Source organism: Acinetobacter sp. 148 (assembly GCF_031196675.1).
In the GTDB taxonomy this organism is placed as follows: Bacteria; Pseudomonadota; Gammaproteobacteria; order Pseudomonadales; family Moraxellaceae; genus Acinetobacter; species Acinetobacter baumannii.
The window spans coordinates 49,132-70,101 of record NZ_JAVIMT010000041.1 but is presented as its reverse complement, the minus strand read 5'-3'; the positions used below and the strand labels follow the sequence as shown (position 1 = coordinate 70,101).

20 protein-coding genes and 3 pseudogenes are annotated in these 20,970 nt (G+C 34.2%); 9 read left to right on the top strand and 14 right to left on the bottom strand.

All coding sequences use genetic code 11. From position 1 onward, the window contains the following. Positions 1-17: 17 nt before the first annotated feature. From RFX69_RS07870 to RFX69_RS07830, 9 genes are all read left to right on the top strand, one after another. Positions 18-788 carry a nuclear transport factor 2 family protein gene (locus RFX69_RS07870; RefSeq protein WP_289332684.1) on the top strand — a complete coding sequence of 257 codons (771 nt, stop codon included), beginning with the start codon at positions 18-20 and terminating at the stop codon, positions 786-788. Between the two features lie 59 nt (positions 789-847). Next, positions 848-1,567 carry a FadR/GntR family transcriptional regulator gene (locus tag RFX69_RS07865; RefSeq protein WP_001277431.1) on the top strand — a complete coding sequence of 240 codons (720 nt, stop codon included), beginning with the start codon at positions 848-850 and terminating at the stop codon, positions 1,565-1,567. Positions 1,568-1,632: 65 nt separating this feature from the next. Further along, positions 1,633-2,340 (top strand): cache domain-containing protein, encoded by a 708-nt coding sequence (locus RFX69_RS07860; RefSeq protein ID WP_000191917.1) that lies wholly within the window; start codon positions 1,633-1,635, stop codon positions 2,338-2,340. Positions 2,341-2,534: 194 nt separating this feature from the next. After that, positions 2,535-3,866, top strand: coding sequence for an APC family permease (locus RFX69_RS07855; RefSeq protein ID WP_000428074.1), 1,332 nt, complete (start codon positions 2,535-2,537; stop codon positions 3,864-3,866). Between the two features lie 19 nt (positions 3,867-3,885). Next, positions 3,886-5,331 (top strand): FAD-binding oxidoreductase, encoded by a 1,446-nt coding sequence (locus tag RFX69_RS07850; RefSeq protein ID WP_289332685.1) that lies wholly within the window; start codon positions 3,886-3,888, stop codon positions 5,329-5,331. A gap of 146 nt (positions 5,332-5,477) precedes the next feature. After that, the gene (locus tag RFX69_RS07845) at positions 5,478-6,836 is read left to right on the top strand and encodes an amino acid permease (RefSeq protein WP_289332686.1); all 1,359 of its coding nucleotides are present in this window, start codon (positions 5,478-5,480) and stop codon (positions 6,834-6,836) included. A 381-nt stretch (positions 6,837-7,217) separates the two neighbouring features. Next, on the top strand, positions 7,218-7,577 hold the full coding sequence (locus tag RFX69_RS07840; RefSeq protein WP_000416092.1) for a hypothetical protein: 360 nt from the start codon (positions 7,218-7,220) through the stop codon (positions 7,575-7,577). A gap of 238 nt (positions 7,578-7,815) precedes the next feature. Continuing rightward, entirely contained in the window at positions 7,816-8,286 is a 471-nt protein-coding gene (locus tag RFX69_RS07835; RefSeq protein WP_005129199.1) for a hypothetical protein, read from the top strand. A gap of 57 nt (positions 8,287-8,343) precedes the next feature. Further along, positions 8,344-9,210, top strand: coding sequence for a tetratricopeptide repeat protein (locus RFX69_RS07830; protein ID WP_271056385.1), 867 nt, complete (start codon positions 8,344-8,346; stop codon positions 9,208-9,210). 126 nt (positions 9,211-9,336) lie between these two features. Here the strand turns inward: RFX69_RS07830 and RFX69_RS07825 are convergent. From RFX69_RS07825 to RFX69_RS07760, 14 genes and pseudogenes are all read right to left on the bottom strand, one after another. Further along, positions 9,337-10,072: pseudogene (locus RFX69_RS07825) on the bottom strand (tetratricopeptide repeat protein). 143 nt (positions 10,073-10,215) lie between these two features. Continuing rightward, a complete protein-coding gene (locus RFX69_RS07820; protein WP_271056386.1) occupies positions 10,216-10,695 on the bottom strand; it encodes a tetratricopeptide repeat protein in 480 nt (159 codons plus the stop codon). A gap of 493 nt (positions 10,696-11,188) precedes the next feature. Next, positions 11,189-11,449, bottom strand: coding sequence for a hypothetical protein (locus tag RFX69_RS07815; RefSeq protein WP_005111683.1), 261 nt, complete (start codon positions 11,447-11,449; stop codon positions 11,189-11,191). A gap of 471 nt (positions 11,450-11,920) precedes the next feature. Further along, positions 11,921-12,400: a tetratricopeptide repeat protein gene (locus RFX69_RS07810; RefSeq protein ID WP_271056387.1), complete on the bottom strand. Its 480-nt coding sequence runs from the start codon at positions 12,398-12,400 to the stop codon at positions 11,921-11,923. Positions 12,401-12,571: 171 nt separating this feature from the next. Then, on the bottom strand, positions 12,572-13,297 hold the full coding sequence (locus RFX69_RS07805; protein WP_271056388.1) for a tetratricopeptide repeat protein: 726 nt from the start codon (positions 13,295-13,297) through the stop codon (positions 12,572-12,574). Between the two features lie 117 nt (positions 13,298-13,414). Continuing rightward, a complete protein-coding gene (locus RFX69_RS07800) occupies positions 13,415-13,714 on the bottom strand; it encodes a hypothetical protein (protein WP_271056389.1) in 300 nt (99 codons plus the stop codon). A gap of 58 nt (positions 13,715-13,772) precedes the next feature. Further along, the gene (locus tag RFX69_RS07795) at positions 13,773-14,033 is read right to left on the bottom strand and encodes a hypothetical protein (RefSeq protein ID WP_271056390.1); all 261 of its coding nucleotides are present in this window, start codon (positions 14,031-14,033) and stop codon (positions 13,773-13,775) included. A 12-nt stretch (positions 14,034-14,045) separates the two neighbouring features. Continuing rightward, positions 14,046-14,171, bottom strand: a complete 126-nt coding sequence (locus tag RFX69_RS07790) for a hypothetical protein (RefSeq protein WP_021510605.1) — start codon at positions 14,169-14,171, stop codon at positions 14,046-14,048. A 147-nt stretch (positions 14,172-14,318) separates the two neighbouring features. Beyond that, on the bottom strand, positions 14,319-14,654 hold the full coding sequence (locus tag RFX69_RS07785; RefSeq protein ID WP_271056392.1) for a hypothetical protein: 336 nt from the start codon (positions 14,652-14,654) through the stop codon (positions 14,319-14,321). Positions 14,655-14,691: 37 nt separating this feature from the next. After that, positions 14,692-14,811 (bottom strand): annotated as a pseudogene (locus RFX69_RS07780) (RHS repeat-associated core domain-containing protein); the annotation flags it as partial. A gap of 446 nt (positions 14,812-15,257) precedes the next feature. Further along, positions 15,258-15,512 (bottom strand): annotated as a pseudogene (locus RFX69_RS07775) (NLPA lipoprotein); the annotation flags it as partial. A gap of 274 nt (positions 15,513-15,786) precedes the next feature. Then, positions 15,787-16,752: an RDD family protein gene (locus RFX69_RS07770; RefSeq protein ID WP_289332687.1), complete on the bottom strand. Its 966-nt coding sequence runs from the start codon at positions 16,750-16,752 to the stop codon at positions 15,787-15,789. Between the two features lie 48 nt (positions 16,753-16,800). After that, a complete protein-coding gene (locus RFX69_RS07765; protein WP_289332688.1) occupies positions 16,801-17,253 on the bottom strand; it encodes a hypothetical protein in 453 nt (150 codons plus the stop codon). Between the two features lie 407 nt (positions 17,254-17,660). Next, positions 17,661-20,906, bottom strand: a complete 3,246-nt coding sequence (locus RFX69_RS07760) for an ATP-binding protein (RefSeq protein ID WP_289332689.1) — start codon at positions 20,904-20,906, stop codon at positions 17,661-17,663. Positions 20,907-20,970 lie beyond the last annotated feature (64 nt).

The window sequence follows — 20,970 nt, the reverse complement described above, 5'->3', positions numbered from 1 at the left end:
TTTGAAAGGAGATCAAAATGAATAAGCAAGAAATGAAAGACTTGGTGACTAAAGCCCATCACGAACTCTTTAATTTGCATGACACCACTGCTCTAGACCGTTATTTTTCTGAAGACTTTATAGAGCACTCACCACTCGTTGCAAATGGTATTTCAGGTCTTCGTCAATTGGTAGAAGATTGTCCCGATATGCAACATGAGGCTATACGTGTACTAGCAGATGGTGATTTGGTTGCAATTCATGGCCGCTTTCAAGGCTTAGATGAAAACCCATTAGTTGGTTTTGATATTTACCGAGTAAAAGACGGCAAAATTGTCGAGCATTGGGATGGTCTTGTGGCAGAAGCTGCACCGAATGTAAGCGGTAGAACTCAACTAGATGGTCCGACTGAAATCGTAACTCACCATGACCCAGAGAAAAACCGCGAGATTGTGACGTCTTTCTTCAAGAAGTCATTAATTGATGGAAATTATGAAGCCTTTAAAGAATATACCGACGGCGATCAGTTCATTCAACATAGTCCTGATATTGGTGATGGCGTTAAAGCCGTGATTGATTTTTTGAACAATATCCGTAATGAAGGACAAGGTTTGGTATACTCAAAAACGCATCGCTCCATTGCTGATGGTCAATTTGTATTGACACATTCCGAAGGCAGTATTGCCGGAAATCGACATGCCTATTTTGAACTATGGCGTGTAGATAATGGCAAAATTGTTGAACTTTGGGATGCAATACCTGCTGTGCCTGAAGATGAACAGGCTGTCCATGGTTATGGCGTGTTTTAATAACTATTTATCCGCTTCATTAAGCTAAGTCTTTTGACTTAGCTTTTAGAGAATTCGCCATGTCAGCATATACGATAATTTTTGCACCTATTGCTCAAGCAACTCGTTCGGAACAAGTTGTAGAACGCTTGGAAAATGCAATTATCTCTGGTTTGCTCAAAAGCAATGAACAACTTCCTAATGAAGCAGACTTAGCACGCTTAATGGGAGTTTCGCCAATTACCGTTCGCGAAGCATTAAATACTTTACGCGTAAAGGGTTTAATTGATACACGTCGCGGAAGAAATGGTGGAAGTTTTGTTTGTGAGCTACCTTCGGATTTACTTTTAAATCAACATCCTTTGCGCCAAGCTTCAAATGAGTATCTTGCCGATTTAGGCGAGTTTCATAGTGCAATTTTAAGTCATAGTGCCTATCTGGCCGCTCAAAGAACAACTGAATACGAACTTAACAAAATCAAAGAGTTGATTGATCAATTTGAACAAGCCGTTGAAGCAGATACACGTGCACAGCTTGATTTACGTTGTTTACTCACACTCACCTCATTTGCCCAATCTTCAAGACTGGCAAATCAGGAACTCACGATTCAGGCTGAATGGGCTCCGCTCATTGCCGTGCTTTATCAAGATGATGATTTTCACCGTGAAGTTGTAAAGCAATATCACCATCTTTTGTCGTCTTTTATTGACAACAATGAAAATGAAGCTGTTATTCAAGCCAGAAAAATAGTTTCAATGCTCACTGACCAAATGCTTCGATATAAGTTATCGAGTGAATAAAAATAAGAAATAAGATGGCTTATCAATACACAAGTTAGGAATATGGAATTTTAGGAGTTATAGGAATGACCCAACATTTAGATGTAGAAGAGCTTCAAAATTTGTTAAAGACGGTAGTTGACGAAACAACCTCTATTACGGAAACACTCGCAAATAAAGCAAGTAAAATTCTGTCGAAACACGCTTCTGAAAAAAATGCAGATATTAAGCTTTCAACTTCAGAACGCGCTGCTTTGCAGAAAGAAATTAAAAAAGCTCTCTCTCAGAGCCATTATAGTCAAGGTACGGGTTTTGCTAGCTATAGTCCGGCAACTCAAGATGAGCAAGACTATTGGACGCTAGAATGGTGGTATAAAAAAGAAGATCAATTACAACAAGCGAAACTTGAAAACTACCAAAATGCGCAGCGCTTTTTAGATTTCCGCTCATTTGAGTGGTTTCATAAACCTGCTCAAAATAAAAGTCCATGCATACATGGTCCTTATGTGGATTATATTTGCAATGGTGCCTATACCATTACCATTGCTCACCCTGTCATGATTCATGACCATTTTATCGGTGTCATTGCGACCGATATTTTAGTTTCGGCTCTTGAAAAACTACTTATGCCAAAACTCAAAAACATTAAGCAAAAGGCGGTCATTATGAATGATTCATCTCGAGTCATTACTTCAAATGACATTAGCATCAGAACCGGGACATTATTTAAAGATAAGACTGATCAACAGTTTTTCTCGCAACCCTGTCAGTCTTTCCAGTTGGTTGTCATCTAAAAAGCAAAGAATATTGGCCTTTTATTCCCGCTTTAGTGTACCACCAAGGTGATATAGCACTTTAAGCCCTAGCTGTTGTTCAAACTTTCTTCAAACAGACTTGTTTATTCAGGTCTAGGGGAAGTTTTGGCCTAAAAATAGCATCGCCTTTCTGGATGAAAAGCAAAAACAATGAAATTTGAGGTTGAAAAGACATGGAAAATAAAGCGTCTTCCTTAAAAAAATTATCGCTATGGCAAGTGACAATTATTGGTATTGCCTATATGACCCCCATGACGGTTTTTGATACTTTCGGTATTGTTTCCGGAATTACCAACGGGCATGTCCCTCTCGCATATTTACTTGCTTTAGGTGCTATGTTGCTTACCGCTTGGAGCTACGCAAGGTTTAGTCAAAATTCGGAAAAATCAGGCTCAGCCTATAGTTATACTGCCGAAAGCTTAGGACCCAAAAGTGGTTTTTTTGTCGGTTGGTGCTCTCTACTCGACTATCTGTTATTACCACTCATCAATGTGTTACTGGCAGCAATTTATCTCACCGCACTAATTCCAAGTTTGCCTTATTGGTTTTGGGTGCTGGTATCGGCGGGCCTTGTGACTTTAGTCAACTGTTTCCGTATTCGGTTACTTGCCAACTTAAGTCTCGTGTTTGTGTTCGCACCGATTATCCTCATGGTTATTTTTGTATATTTAGTGGTTCGGGGTATTGGCTCTACTCAAGGTTACGAACATGTACTTACCTTGGCTCCGCTATGGCATGGTCAGCAATCACTATTACCACTTGTTGCTGGGGCCTCAGTTCTATGCTTTTCATTCTTAGGTTTTGATGCGGTCACCACCCTTTCAAATGAAACCAAACAACCCACCAAAAATATTCCCCGTGCAGTCATGTTAACCACACTTGCTGGCGGAGCTATTTTCTTCACAGCCGCTTGGTTTATTCAGCTTTATTTTCCAAACAATGTCCGTTTTCACCATCCTTCAGAAGCGTTACCAGAAATTGTGCTTTATGTCGGTGGTGCTTTGTTTCAGTCCATCTTCTTATGCGGACAAATTATGAACACTGTCGCCTCTGGCCTTGCCTCACATGCCAGTGCTTCGCGTTTACTGTATATAATGGGTACCGACAATATTTTCCCTAAAAAGTATTTTGGAACCATCCATAGCTCTTTAGGGACACCCTTTTTCTCGGTTTTATTTGTCGGGCTTATTTCGATGTCGGCTATTTTCTTAGATTTAGCTCAAGTTGTCAGTCTGATCAGCTTTGGTGCGCTCGTTGCGTTTACAGCCGTAAACTTCTCAGTTTTTATGAAATTTTATATTAAAGATAAGCAACGCTCAGGTTTTAAAAATAAATTTCTAAACCTATTTTTACCGCTGTTATCGGTCGTCAGCATTATTTGTTTATGGCTCAATCTCGACTCGTCTTCACTGACTTTTGGATGTTTCTGGTTGGCTTTAGGCATTCTCCTATTCATTTATAAAACGATTAAAAAACAAAGTATTGCAATTAGTAATGCTTATTAATTTTTTAAGGAACTTCGTCATGAAAATTATTTCTAAACCTCAACTTTTAAAAGATGTGGAATACAAACCAAGTCAGTCTTTACAAGTGGGTAAAGAATGGAGCTGGTTAAATCCAAAACATACAAAATTTGACGCAACCACGGTTAACGGCACTTCGGTAGATAACCCAGCAAACTACTATGAAAGTTCCCTCTCGAATTGGCATACATTTGACAGTTTAAATGCTGACATCGAGTGTGATGTGGTGGTTATTGGTGGTGGCTTATTAGGTTCATCAACTGCCTTACATTTAGCTGAACAAGGTGTAGATACGGTTTTATTAGAAAAAAATCGTATTGGTAGTGCAGCTTCAGGTCGAAATGGTGGACAACTCACCCCAGGTTTAGCACGTTGGGAAGCTGAAGAAATGGCCGATCGACTCAGCTACGAAGATGCCAAAAAACTATGGCATTTTACCTCTACTGAAGCGATGCAACTGATTGATGATATCTCGGAAAAATACCAACTCAACTTTGACCGTAAATACGGCCATATTACTGCCGCCGTTCATGAGGGACATTTGGTTGGCTTAACACAAGGTGCCGATGCCCGAAAATACTTAGGTGAAGACCACACCCGTATTGTAGGTAAGCACGAACTCATGGACTATATTAAGTCTGACTACTATACAGGTGGTTTAATTGATGAGTTAGGTGGACAAATCCATCCGTTGGCTCTAAACCGTGGCTTAATTTATGGCTTTTGCCAAAACGGCGGCTCTGTGTATGAGCAAACAGAAGTTATTTCAATAGAAGAAAAAGCAGATGGTATTTATGTTCACACAGCAAATGCAGTCGTAAAAGCTAAAAAGTCTGTGGTTTTAGCGGTACACCATGCTTCATTTAAACTTTTATCTGAACAGAACAATACCACTATTCCGTTTTACACTTATGTCGCGACCACCGCTCCTTTAGAGCTTGATACCAAAGAGCTTCTGCCATTTGGACATCCGGTTTATGACACTCAGTTCCAGATTGATTACTACCGCCCTGTCTTTAATAACCGTTTACTGTTTGGTGGACAAGGTACTGGAACATGTTGGGGACCAGAGAAAACTCTAAATTATCTAGAGCATCGAATTCATACCGTATTCCCGCAAATTAAAAATCTAGAGATGGATTTCGTCTGGAGTGGAACTACCGATTTAACTGTTAATGGTGCAGTCGATAGCCGTAAATTTGGCAACAAGTTCCCGATTTATGCTGTTCACGGCTGGAGCGGTCATGGCGTAGCGCAGACAGTACGTATTGGTAAGGCGATTGCGAATGATTTTGTTGGCCAATCGAATGACTTTGAAATGTTATCTAGAATTGACCATCAAAATATTATTTTTGGCCGTACCCTTGCCCCTGTCGTTATTCCACTGGCTAAAAGTATGTATGGCATCGGCGCAATGATTAACCCAGGCAAAATGGTATCTTTCTAATTTATAAAAACGTCATTTTTCTAAAAAAGGATTCGTACAGGTTTGTGCGAATCTTTTTATATAAGCGCAATATTACTTTTCAAACTAGGTTATCCCTATCCAATCCATTACAATAACGCCGGCTTCTATATTCAGCGCATAGTATTTTGAGTAACTCATCTTCCCAACTAAAACGTGGACTTAAAAATCGTCACATCCAGTTAATCGCTATGGGTGGTGCTGTGGGCACAGGACTATTTTTAGGCTCGGCACAAGTCATTCAGTCTGCTGGTCCTTCAATCATTTTGGGTTATGCCATTGTCGGTTTGGTTGCATTTTTAATCATGCGCCAAATGGGTGAAATGATTGTCGAAGAACCTGTAGTCGGTTCTTTTAGTTACTTTGCACAAAAATACTGGGGAAGATTTCCCGGTTTTTTATCGGGCTGGAATTATTGGGTAGTGTACATTTTGGTTGCCATGACCGAGCTTACCGCCGTGGCTAAATATGTACATTATTGGTGGCCTCATATCCCTGCTTGGGTTTCAGTTTTATTTTTCTTTGTGCTGGTCACCTGCTTGAACTTAGGCAATGTTAAATTTTATGGCGAATCTGAATTTTGGTTAGCCATTATCAAGGTGGCTGCGGTCATTTCAATGATTGTGTTTGGCTTATATTTACTGCTTACCGCAGGTAATGACTCTATAGCTAGCTTTTCAAACCTATGGCAGCATGGCGGATTTTTCCCTCATGAGTTCTCGGGCCTATTTTATATGCTCGCTTTTTTAATGTTTGCCTTTGGTGGTATTGAACTCATTGGAATGACGGCAGCTGAAGCTGAAAATCCTGAAAAAAGTATTCCACAAGCCATTAACCAAGTTATTTTTCGAATCTTAATTTTTTACGTGGCTTCACTCGCGATTATTATGTCGCTTATTCCATGGAATCAACTGGACCTCGGCGGTTTAGATAAGAGTCCATTTGTCATGATTTTTAGCCAACTGGGCATTGGTTGGGCGGCACATTTACTTAACTTTATTATTTTAACTGCTGCCCTTTCTGTTTATAACAGTGGGATGTATGCCAATAGCCGTATGTTGTACGGGCTAGCAATTCAAGGCAACGCACCTAAAGTTTTTGCAAAAGTAAGCAAACAAGGTGTACCTACATCCGCGGTTATCTTTTCTTCTATTTTGATTTTTGGGTGTGTATTACTTAACTATTTCATACCAGAAGAAGCTTTAAGCTATCTTATGTACATGGCTGTAGCAGCTTTGGTTTTAAACTGGGCAATTATTAGTTTTACCCATTTAAAATTTAAACGTTCGATGAAGCTTGAAAATAAAATTGCTAAATTTCCTGCACTATTTTCACCTCTGAGTAACTATGTCGTTTTGACTTTTATTGGCATGATTTTATATATCATGTGGACTCAAGGCTTTGAAAAGTCAGTAATTATCATTCCAATCTGGATCGCCTTTATGTTTGGGCTATATACAATTTTGAGTTGGAAAAAATCACTCTAATCTTCAAACAAGGCTTATTTAAACAGAATAAGCCTTTGTTATTTTAGTCTTTACAAACGATTTGCCTTCAGAACAAACTAATAATGACATATGCCTATTTCTAATTTAATTCACAATAATTAATTCTGAGATATTTTATGTATTCTTTATTCATTCTAAAACAAGCAATTAGCCTATACTCAACAGATCATGATTAAAATACAAGTGTTTACATGATCTATAATTATTTGTGCTTATGTTCAGCTAAAATCGAGGCTGACAAAGTATATTGTTGCGATGCCCTTCTAGGAAAAAGACACTTCATCTAACCCAGTGCTTTACCCACTTATAGATTTCGCGCTATTTACTGCGTCGCTCAATGATGAAAGACAGGAAAATTTTATGGAAAAAACACTGCAATGTCCGAAATGTGGTTCTACAGAAATTGAAACACGTGATCATGACAAATTACTTAAAACCACTGGCGGTGTTTTATTAACAGCTGCAGGCACTACGGCAGGTACTGTAGGCGGCGCCGCAACTGGTGCTACTGTAGGGGCAGCGATTGGTACTGTTGCCGGACCATTAGGTGTAATTGTTGGTGGAACTGTAGGAACATTTGTCGGTGCAATCAGTGCAGGCATTACTGGCGGTGTGGTAGGTAATATTTTTGGTAAAAAAGCAGGCGTAATGATTGATAAAAATATATTTCAGGACTATCGCTGCTTGAAATGTAAATACCGTTTTAAACAGAAGAAATAAGCTTATTTCATTAAGCTTATTTTTAAAGCACGTTCGTGACTTTAAAAGATAGGAAAGCCACTATTTAGGTTGCTTTCCTTCCTCTCTTATCTCATCTTATTCAAAGAAAAAAATAATCTAATAACTAACTATTACCGATACTATATTTTATGAGTAGACTATAAAAATCAGTCATTTACTTTACGCTATTCATAAGATATGAAACAATTATGCCCTAATACAACTTCTGAAATTACAAATGAAAAAATTATTACTTTTAAGCTTAATTAGCATTTTCAGCTCATATAGTTTTGCAGAGGACAATAGCTCGATTTATCGGGGACTTGGTACTGGTCCTGAAGATTTTTTAAAGTTTCAAATTCTTAAACAAAAAGGTTTCCTAGCCAAAAAACCTAATATTTCAAGAGCAGACTATAACGATATATACAAACTTAAAAAACCTTATGAATTTATGGGACAAAACGTTGTACTTATTTCAGATGAATATATGTCTGAATATGTGGGCTGTTGTGTGAGTGAAGGTTGGGGAGCTGTATTTAAGCAAACCACCAATTTAAAATTAATTGAAAAATTTGCAAAAAAGAATCAATGTAATATCGCTCCGATAGAAACCAATAGCACTTACTATGGGTTTAAAATTAGTTCTCTGCCAAAAGGTAATTACTATGAATTATCATGCCGCGAACGTGATTTAGATGAGTCTGAATAGATAGGGATTAAATTCTGAAAAAAAGAGGCAAAGTAAAATATCTATAGAGGATAAAAGATGTTACCAAAAAGAATTTTTCTAACTATTTGTCTCTTAAGCATCCTGAGTTCAGGATGGGCAAAATCTATAAAACAAACAAATGACAATACTAGACAACAGCAATCTAGTCAGACTAATACTAATATAAAAAACAATATTGATTTAACTGATATCAGATCAAAAGCTGAAAAGGGAGATCCTGAAGCACAGTACAATTTAGGTGTAATGTATGCAGAAGGATATAAAGACATTCAACCCGATATTCTAAAAGCTATTGAATGGTACACTTTATCTGCAAATCAGGGTTATGTTAATGCTCAATATAATTTAGGTTTATTATACATGGGAAATGAGTATATTAAGCCAGATTATGTCAAAGCAAAATATTGGTATGAGAAAGCCGCAGCACAAGGTGACATTGCATCCTTAAATGAACTTGGAAATTTCTACAGTAAAGGTTTAGGTATTAAGCAGGACTATCAGAAAGCTATTAAATACTACTTAGATGCTGCAAATGCGGGTGATTCAGATGCTCAAACAAATCTAGCAACCATGTTTTTACATGGCAGAGGAGTAACTCAAAACAAGTTAGAAGCTTCTCAATGGTATTTGAAAGCTGCCGTCCAAGGAGATATTGATGCCCAATATAATATAGGGCTTATGTATTTACTCGGAGATGGTATAAAACAAGATTATGCTCAAGCACAAAAATGGTTTTTGTCAGCTGCAAATCAAGGCGAAAGCAATGCACAATATCATCTCGGGAAAATATATAAAGACGGACTAGGAGTGGATAAGAACTTATCCTTAGCCCGTATTTGGTTTGAAAAGTCTGCTGAAGTAGGAAATTCATATGCAGCTCAAGAATTATTCAAGTTAAATTAATATTTATCTAAGCACTTAATATATAAAAATCTTATTTATATTAGATTTAAAAATATTAATTTAATTCAATTTATTAAACATATTCAACCCTGAACTTAGATATTATTCATCTAAACCCAGTTCAATTTAATAAATTTTTAATAACACCCATATTCTTTTTATAATTTCTATATTTTTAGCAGCTTCTTGGTCTCCATGATCAGCTGCAAACTGATATAAATTTAGTGCTTTTTCAATATCTTTACTCCCTCCTCTCCCTTCATAATACATTCCAGCAAGGGTATAAGCTGCATTAATATTTCCACCTGTTTTATATGCTCTTTCAAACCATTTTCTAGCTTCGATAAAATCTTGTTTAACACATTGTCCTTTAAAATACATTATTCCTAGATTAAACTGTGCACTATTCGACCCTAAATTAGCTGCTTGTTTAAATAAAGATAAAGCTTTTGTATTATCTACAGAAGTATCAATACCATCTTTATATAATTCCTAATTGATTAATTGATTCTGCGTCATTTTCCCCCATACCTTCTAAAAAAATTTCCATCGCTTTTTTAACATTTCTATATTTTTAATTATCACTAATATAAATTACACCCAAATTATATTTAGCATCTTCTTCACCTCGCTTAGCAGCTTTTTCAAACCAATAAACAGCCTTATCCAAATCTACTTTCTCACCACTTAAACCTTGTTGATATACTACACCCATATTATATTGGGCTACAGGGTCACCATTTTCGGCATCTTTTTGATATTTACTTAACTCACTATTAGAACTTTTAACTTGTATATTAGATGAATCACATCCTACCAAAGTTAATGGACTAAATATAAATATTGATAAAAAAAACTTCATAATTTCAGACTAATACTATTCTGGATTGACAAAGAAAACTCAAACCTTTATAAAGAAATAATATCTCTATAAAGATTCAGAAATGAAATATTCTTTCAACTTAAATAAAATATTTTAATAACCAAATATTGATTATTAAAATATTATTTATTTTCTATTTCTCTAAGCTTATCCTTAGCTTCTATATTTCCATTAAGGCTAGCTTTTTCTAACCATTCTTTAGCCTCTTTCAAGTTATTACTTTTTTTACTATTTAATAAGATAAGAGCTAATTGCAACTGAGCATTTTCATGATTTTTATTTGCGGCTAGTCTATAGTAATATTCTGCTTTGCTTAAATCTTTATCTCCCCCCAACCCCCTTAAATAAATAATCCCTAAAGCATTTTGGGCTGATGCATCTTCTTGCTTAGAAGCTATCTCAAACCATCTTTTAGCTTGATTATAATCTTTTGGATAACCTTCCTCTCCGTTTAAAAAGTTCATTGCAACGTTATATTGGGCATTAACATTCCCAGCTTCTGCCCATTGAAATTCATTATTTTTCTTATAAGTAGCGCTATAAGCATAAGCGCAAAAAAGTAAACTTAAGCTAAAAAAATTTAAAGTTTTAAAAAAAAACATTATCTTAATCCTACGACCTTTTATCTATAAAATAATAAAATATTGATAATTTATAAACTTTCAAAATCAAAAATTTATTATTAAACTATCATTTATAACTTTAGTGCTTCCCAATTAAATCTACTTTTATTACTTTGCTACCACCCTATATTCTAAAGTAAATATTTTATGAAATTTTAACAGGTTAAATAGTCCAAAACCAACAAATAAAGCTTTTTCTATTCATTATATCCCCTTGTAGCTATACTCAATTTAATGGAAAAGTTTAAAAAACTGTTACAGACAGTCTAATCAATTGAAGATAATAAAATAAAGTAGCACATCATTTCTTGCCATTAATTCTCCTTTAAAAATATTAGTTATAAATCCTATCAGAAAATCTATTAATCCAATTAGGATACCTTTAATAAATTTGAAAAATATGGATAATTCTCTATTTGATAGCCAGTAATAAATCTACTCATAATCACTTCAGCTATAACTGTCAGCATTACTATTTCTTATCAAGATAATTTGCAAATATCTCAATTAAAAAAACAGCTAAGCTAATTATTAGCCCACCTCCAATACTTATGGCCAGCCCTAGCCCAATAGAACTTTTGTTACCATTTGATAGATCTGAAAATATCATCAATAAAAACATAACTATAGCAATAATAATGCCACGTATAATAATATTAATAATTGGATGTTCTGAAGCTTTAAAGTTCTCTATAAAAACACCCATGATCACTTCTACTAACATCGTTAACATTACTTCACCTTATTTCTTATTTGATTTATCTTTTTCAGTTGCGGCTTTAACTGTTCTTGAACCAGTTTACCCAATCATTTGTTCATTTGCGAATATAACCATTCCTGAAGCATTATTTTTAAGGAACTGTCCCATATTTGGCGCATTTAACACTATACTTTTCCAACCAACTTGACCAAATCCAGTCATAGTATTTGAAAATAAGAAACCTATACCTAATCCTAATTTTTTTCCGTCTACTAGCTGCTGCCCTATAGGGTTGACCTAATGGGTTAAGTTACTTAAAAAGCAAAAGTCTTACTGATTTGGAGTACAATTACTACAGCAAATTATATGATTAATTTATAATTTAATTTTATTATACTTTAAAAAGTATAAAATGGGCCAATTAACTAATAAAATTTATTATTCACATATCATCCTAAGCTTAGATAATATTTATGTAACCCAGAAAATTTAATATATTCTTTGTTAATTATTTATTTTTTCTAAATAAACATCAGCTTCTTGATTACCAGATAATTTTGCTTTCTGAAACCATTCTTTTGCAGTTTCTATATTTTTTTCAACTCCCTCTCCATTTAAGTACATAATTCCTAATTGAAGTTGGCTATCAGTATCACCTTGTAAAGCAGATTTTCTATAATATTCTACAGATTTTGATAAGTCCTTTTTTGCTCCATAACCATTAAGGTACATTATTGCTAAATTATACTGTGATTTTGCATCATTTTGATCAGCAGCTTTTTTATACCAATTAAAAGCTTGTTTATAATTTACATTTAGATCATATTCACCGAATAAATATGCATCGCCCATTTGTGACTGAGCCCGAATATCTCCCTCTTCTGCTGCGCACTTCAAATTTACAAATTCAGAATTTTCTGAACTATTAAGGCTATTACATCCTACTAATAAACTGAATATAAAGATATTTAAATATTTAATCATAGTAGACTCAAATTATTAATAAAGTTTTCACTAAAAAACTAATTTTCGAAAATAAATTTAGTTTTTCTTAAACCAATAACAATTACAAAAAAATATTATATAATTAAGAATATACTGGTCTGAGCTTAGATATTATTTATCTTAGTCCAGACCAGTTTAATATATTCTTTACTAACAACCACACTCTCTTTTTATAATTTCTATTTTTTTGGCCGCCTCTTGATCTCCTTGATCAGCAGCAATCTGAAGTAATTCAATTGATTTATTAATATTTTTTTCTACACCTCTCCCTTCATAGTACATTCCAGCAAGTATTTTAGCGGCATCTCCATCTTTCCCATTTATAATAGCCTTGTTATACCAATAGGTAGCCTTTTCATAGTCTAAAGGGGTCCCTTCACCATTAAAATACATATTACCTAAATTAAACTGTGCACTTAAGTCCCCCAAAATAGCAGCTCTATTAAAAAGATTAAAAGCCTTATTATTATCCTGTTTTACACCAACTCCATCCTTATACATTCTTCCTAAAAAATTAAGAGCTACTCTATTATCTTTTTTTGAAAGCTCAGAAAAAGTATCTAAAGCCTTAGGAATATTAGTATATTTAGTTCCCTCTGTATAATAAATTATACCCAAATTAGCTTTGGCTTCCTCTTCACCCTGTTCGGCAGCTTTCTCAAACCAATAAACAGCCTTGTCCAAATCTACTTTCTCATCATTTAAACCTAGTTGATATACTACGCCCATATTATATTGGGCAATAGGGTCACTATTTTCTGCATTCTTTTGATATTTACTTAACTTGCTATTAGAACTTTTAACTTTTACATTAGATGAATCACACCCCACCAAAGTTAATGTACTAAATATAAATATTGATAAGAAAAATTTCATATTTTAGAATAACATCCAATATAATTTAATAAATAATATAATATGCTATAAATTAGTGTTCTTCTACTTTCTAACTTAAGTTAATTTATATATACTTCTATTAAGAATATAAGGAAATTAAAATTCTCTTAACTTTTCTCTTAATAATATATATACTTTTTCCACTCTAAATTTTAAAGTATTTTCATCATTAATTTCTTGATTATTTACTCTTTGAAGATGGTACAAATAGCTTCTCAATCCTATTATAGAATCCGACTTAGTTGGCAACCGATTTGGACTAATATAATCACTTTCGCTCCATTGGTCTATCTCTAATCTAGGATCAAAACTTAAAGCAAACTGAACAAAACTATTCCACTTATAGTCCGTAGGTACATCTTCAAGATTCAATTGATTCGTTACAATTTTTTTCATTTCAACTTCCCTTTATAACTCCTATCACTACTTATCTAACGCTTCTTAATATATAAAATCATTTCTTATCAATATAGTTAAAAAAAGCCTCTACCGCGAACAGAAAAATACTTACGGCCAAGCCAATTATCAGGCTAAATATTAAAGCAAACCCCATCGAAAAGTCCCAACCTTCTAGGATTGAAGAAAATAATGCTATAAAAAAGCCGATTACCGCCACCAAAAGGCCACGTACTATTATACTTATAATAGAGTGTTCTGATGCTTTAAAATTAGCAATGAAAACACCCATAATTACTTCTACCAACATCGTTAGCATTATTTCACCTTACTATTTCTTACTTGATTTATCTTTCTCAGTCGCAGCTTTAACAGCTCTCGAACCAGCTTGTCCAATCATTTGTTCATTTGCGAATATAACCATTCCTGAAGCATTATTTTTAAGGAACTGTCCCATATTTGGCACATTTAACACTATACTTTTCCCACCAACTTTCCGAAAGCCCACAGCAGTGGAGGTTGTAGCGCCACATCCACTTGTCACAGCACTAACAGCAGCAACTCCCCCAGTACGACAAGATTAATATCTTTTAAGCATTTACACTTAACTCCTGGAGAAATTATGTCCACCCCCTCCAATTCCCGCACTTGTGACAGCAGCTTTACCCACAGTTCCAGCAGTTAAACTGGCTCCTTCTAAGTGTGCTCCAGTACCAATAAATGGCGCAGCCACTCTTCCTACTACAGGTGCAGCAGCAGACACAGCGGCCACTGTGCCTACTACAACATAAAATCCATAACCTGCAACTGATGCTGCCGCTAAGTTATTATTACGTATCGCCCCTAATGCTCTTAAAGCACGAGCATCTTCAGGATTTTTAGCAAACCCAGCCATAGTATTTAGAAATAAGAAACCTATACCTAATCCTGATTTTTCCACCTACTGGCTGTAATCCCATTGGGTCCACCAATTAAGTAGGGTTATTTACATAAGCCGAAGTATTTAGTCCACCTTCCAACCCAATCGGATCTTCGCTCATATATCTTGAGCTATGAGGATCATAATAGCGATAACGGTTATAGTGCAGTTCTGTTTCTTGGCCCATATTTTCAGGATATATAATAAAATATTTATCAATCCCTAAAGTTCCTACAAATAAATATAATTCAAATAATACTTTATCTCTAACAATACTATATATTCTCTCTAATAATTATTTGATCTTATGGATGAAAACAAATATTGTAAAATTTACTCTATTTGCTTTTTTACTAATATTGGAAACGTAAAACTAGAGGGATCAAAAGCATTGTCCCATTATGAAACCTCACAAGTACTAGATAATTTTATATTTATAGCTTGAAATATATGAAGCTATTCTATTGATGATGTAATGAATAGTTTAAATTTATTCTTTTTTTTATTTCCGGATATAATCTTATTAAAAGTTTACTAAATTCCATCCAATCTTTTGAATAAAACAAAGGTAGACCGCGGTTGCCATGACTTAACTATGAAAATAATTTTAAACAAAAAAATTAGTTATTTGATGTCTGCAAATTCAGAAACAAGCTTATTGACTTCAACTTTTTTGCCACCAAATTTTTCATTTACTCACTTTTGAATTTTAGGTAAGTAGTAAAGTTCACCAATTTTTATATAGATCGGGTCATTTTTGTTTGCTCAAGCTACATTCAATAAATTGATATAAAGCTTAGTAGACTAATCAATAGGCTCACGAGGATAGAATTTTTCAAGTACATTGAGGCCGTCCACAAGTGCCAATGTATTGCCGATCCTATAGAGTTAAATAGTGAGGATTATAGCTTTAAAATCCCTTCACGACTAAAAGCTAATTATTATAAATTATCATGTCATGAAAGTGACTTAGCTCAGTCTGAATAGATAGAAATTAACTTCTGAAAATAAGAGCCAAATAAGTTGTGTGGTTTGAATACTGATAAAGTCTATCTCAAATCAGAATTTTACTTCTAAGGCGGATATCAGAAATCTTTCTGAACAAACAACTTAATATTAACATTAATAATTCTTTAGTTAGCTAAAACGTAGGTTAGAAGTTGATCGATAAAAAGGATATTTGATTGAACTCAGAACTTTGCTGCTCTATAACGTTAAGCTCTGTATCATTCTGCTCAACAGAATATAGACTGTACTGGCCTGTTGAAATTAGACCAAATTGAAGATCTGTTCTTAAGACCAAGAGTATCTCACTATTTCCGTCCATCAATGCCGGGGTAACTTTTTTTAAATTTTCAATAAATTGCTGTGCAAAAAAAGGATTATTAAGCTTGTCTGGGCTTTTAATTCGAACATCAAAGTAACTTAATTTCCTATCGTTTATCGATTCTGAAGTTTCTTGAATATGTATAATTTCTGGCTGCATATCTTTTAATCGTGTCTGAATAATCTCTTCATTTTTTTCTTGGGATAAAGCTAGATTTATCACAAAAACCATGCAAGCAATTGCAAGTATACAGGCAAAAGCTTTATGTTTCCGCCATGTAGAAGGTATTTTTATATTAGTATAATTTTGTTGAACGTTAATAACTATCGAATCTGATATAAAATCATGGATCGATCGACGGTTTCGGCTATTAAAAAGATAAAAATATATAATTAAAATTTGTAAGCAAATAAATAATAGCTTAATGCCCCAAGAGAGAGTAAAGTTTTCAATATAATCACTTAAAGAAATTAAACATAGAGGCGCAAATAGAATCGCAGCACGTGAAATAGATAAGGGAACTGATAGATTTTTTCCTTCCAGATCCAGTACTTTAATTTTTAATAACTGTTTTGCAAAAGTTTTTCCTAGATTTAAATGACTATTCAATAATCCAAAATATAAAATGACACACCAATAGCCCACTAAAGTAGAAATCACAGGATGCTGATGTAATAAACGCGAAAAAATACTAACAATAAGCCCACAAAATAGACTCACTAGTACAACATCAATAATAAAAGCAAAAGTCCTCCGCCAGAACCCAGCAATATAAGATGGCTGTAAAGACAAAATTATTCCTTATTAAGAGTAAATAAAAATAGATTTTATCAAATTTAACTATTTCTTCAACAATTTACCCAGTTTCTTGATATTCAATAATTCTTCATTTGTATATTTCATTTGAGATATTAAATGATTATTAGTTGATATTTTTATATATTGATCAGAAATATCGATCTTATTTCTTAACAAAAACTCAATAAACTCACCACCATTATCATTTTTATGGAATTCAGTAAAAAATAAGATTACATAAAAATTCTTTTTTTGATTGTTATTTAATCCTAATAGAAATAAATTTATATTATTATAAAACTCACTATACGGTTGATCTCCACAAAATATATTCTTATTAATTAAATTAATTGATTTAATAATTTGACTATCTTTTGTTAAAATAAAAACCCTATTATTAAAATGATTAATACAAGTTTTTCTATCTATTATGGAACAGCCTATAAGAGATAATATTCCAATTAATAATAAAATTTTGCTGATTTTATCTAACATTTACTTCTCACCAGTTCGTGACTTCTTTTCCAGCCAAAATTTATCCAATTTTTGAACAAATTGCTTTCAAGGCTTGTTTCTCTCTAACTTTAATAGTGGTAACTGTTTCAACAGAATCCAAAAAGATTTAAATCCTATGTATCATGTTTTCATATTATTTTTCTTTATAAACAATTATACCTTTTAAATTTTTTCAAAGAGGTCATAAATAAAAACAACCTAATCATTATAAGTTGTTTTTATTCAGATCTACACAGGTATTTTTGTGTAGGGAATATTCATTTACTTTAAAAAAATATTGATGATCTATAATAGTATAGTTTTTTTATTGAGCTCATTACTGTCCTCCACATAGAAACCACGACTAAGTCAAAGCCTTTCATTTGGTTCTAATTAGTAATTCCACCCTATTCTAATTCAATTGATCGGTTTACTACATTTACCGTTTTCACCGGAAGTATATTAACGAGTGTTGAAAAATAGTCCATTTTAGACCAAGTATCCACATTACCGATCACATACAAACGACTCTTGGCTCGTGTCACAGCAACATTTAATAAATTTGGACTTGAGGAAGCCCAAGCTCTAGCTCCTTCCCCGGTACGATCCTTCACTGTACCTAATACTAAAAATACGATATCCGCCTCTTTACCCTGAAAAGTATGTACAGTGCCACATTCAATGCCTTTTATTCCTGCCTCTTCAATACTGCTTTTACATGCTTGAATAACTTTTTTAAAAGGTGAAATGACATATATTTTAATTTTTGAACTATTAATTGTAGTTTTTCGCTTTTCTTCAAGCTTTCTTAAAGAATCAATCAATACATCAAGTTCTTCAGAATTAACAGGATGAGCAAAATCTATTGAATCTACATGCATCCATGTACTCACACCAATATCATAAGCTATATTTGCTGGTGTAGGCTTTCCTTCGCGATCAACACGCCCCTGAACCATTTGACCCGCATAAGCAATACTGTTTGCAATAGAAAACATAGGGTCATCACAACGACGATGTGTTCTTAAGGGCATACCAGTCCAGATTCTTGATTGATTATCTCCACTACCATCATCAATCCATGAACCAAATGGCGTTATTCTGTCAGCAATTGTTTGTACAGATTCGAAGACAGGAGACCAAGATAAATCCACATCATTTTGTTTGCGTAGAATCTCAACTACACTATCTGGTAGTGTAAATACCGGTTCAACCTGCAAAGGGTCACCAATTAAAATAGCCCTTTTACTTCGCCAGATTGCACCTGCTGCAGATTGAGGTGTAGCCTGGCCTGCCTCATCAATTAATAACCACCCTAAACTATCTTGTCCCATGCCTGCAAAAAGCCGACTAAATGAAGCTAAAGTTGTGGAAACAACAGGAACCACAAAAAACAGACTGTCCCAAATTACAGGACGATCATGAAGGGAAAGACCTTTGGTATTTCCTGAAAGCATTTGCCCGACCATTCTCAAATTACTTAAAAATCTTTTGGCATTAGATAAAATCGTTAGTCTGTGTAGCTGTATCGATTTAATAAAAATACGGGCACGAATATCATCGATAATTTCTGAAGTATTTACTGAAGTCCTATGCAATTCTTCAAACGATAATTTCCAAAAATCAGGCCCAATGACATGTCTTACCCCTAAAGCGTGTACCGCCTGTAAATCGGAAATCAACTTGTGGCATTTTTGCCTTATTACAAGAAGCTCATCATTTAATTTCAATAACTCCTGCTCGCAAATTTTTATAATTTTATGGCTTGATGTCTTATCATTGATGAGCTTTTCATAGCGAGCGGTAGTTTCTTGTAATGATAAAGTTGCTTCACTAATTCGCTTATCATAGACTTCTGTACGGTGAGTCCGGTAACCAAATAATGCACATAGACGATCCCATAACCGAGGTCCATGTGATATCTGAATTTGCCCTAATATTTGCTGTTTAGATTGTATTAAAATAGCCTGGTCTTGTAACTCTCCCTGTATTTGACGATATAAATCTTGATGCTTATTTAATTCTTCATTTTTGAGCGTAATCGTTTCCGATAATTCTTCCTTCTTCTCCCTACATTCTGAAATAACAAGTGAAGCCTGCTCTGCTTTTATTAAAACTGAACGCTTTTTCTCTAATTCTTCAATTAATTCAATTAATTCACTTTTGACTGTGTGCCATTTCCGACAATAAGCACTAATATGAGGAATTGCATCCTCAAGTATTTGTTTCATCGATATAAATGAATTTTTGCTCTCCTCCTCATCATTCTCAGCAATATGATCCTCTTTAAAAAAAGCACGAGCAAAAGATCTCCGATTCGTACTGTTACCTAAAGCCGCAGCAATTAAACCCCATGCAGGAATTGTTTTTTGATTTTCATCCTGAACTCGTTGACTATCAAAAACTCCATTTATGACTTCAGAGAAATATAAAGAATCTGTTTCATACCGCTTGTCTAATTTACTAGTAGCAGGCAACTCCTGTGAAATATTTTTTACAGCATTGTTATTATTGCTACTGACAACTATTGAGCTATCTCGCACCAACTCCTCAACAATGGGTGAAAATCTTCGTCCCATAAGCTGAATAGGCTGTTTAAATATAGCTTCAGGTGTAGAAAGTGCAGTAATTCGCTTAGCCCTGTCAGTAATAACCGTCGCAATAACATCACACAGTAAAGTTGTCTTCCCAGTACCTGGCGGTCCATTTACACCGAGAATACCATCTTGATTTTTCAATGAGTTTTCTATATGAGCAACTACCGCCTGCTGTGCCAACACTAAAGGTCTATCTGGTGCGTTAGGCCAACGCGCAATAGGTAAATTGGCTGCACAGACAAGTTTTCCCATAATTTCATGATTTTTTAAAATATCTATTCGTTTATCATGAATAATTGAAGCCCCGAGATATGTAGATAACGCTTGGCCAAATGGTTGACTTAATGAACTTTGTTTCAGCATTTTATCTAGATCATCTAAATAAAATGAGTTCAGATAATTAACCTCTTGTTCAATATCCTCTAACGCTTTTTTTCTAGGTAATCGCTTTGTAGCAACTACGACTCGCCAATCTAATCCAATCTGCTCATCATGAGCAAAAATAGATCTAATTAAATCCGTTTCACTTTGCAAATCCTTCCATGAACATCGATAATCCTCTTTCAATTGAACTAAGCGATGACAACGCTGAGCAAACTCCTCCTTAGCTCTAGTAAGTCTTGCATTTAAGTCAATAAGGGGCTCTCCTTGACTTAAAGCCTGGGTACCATATACATAACTGGCTGGTGCATAGCTATCTGCACTTAGACATCCATTTTCGTTTACAGTAAAAGACGCTAACCACCCAGTACCCGAAATACGTTCACGTTCTTTATCACTCAACTCTTTGCTTACAATCTTACGCAAAACAAGTCTAGTCAATTCTTCTTGATCTGCTACACCAATATAAACTGTATGGATATACATATCCTTTAATGTTGGCTGATATTCCACCATTTCCCAAGGTAGTTTCTCACCAAATCTTAAAGTTATTATTTTTGTGAATTTATCATTATCTTTTGAAGTTGGAGCAGAAGGTATAGTAAATATTTCTAAATCACGCCAAAATGTAAGAATACGACTATCCTCAATAAAGTTACTTTTCTTATTATCCATAAAGACTCTCGAAGCTATATAGTGTTAAAATCCTATTTAAAATAAATATATCATGCCTAGAATA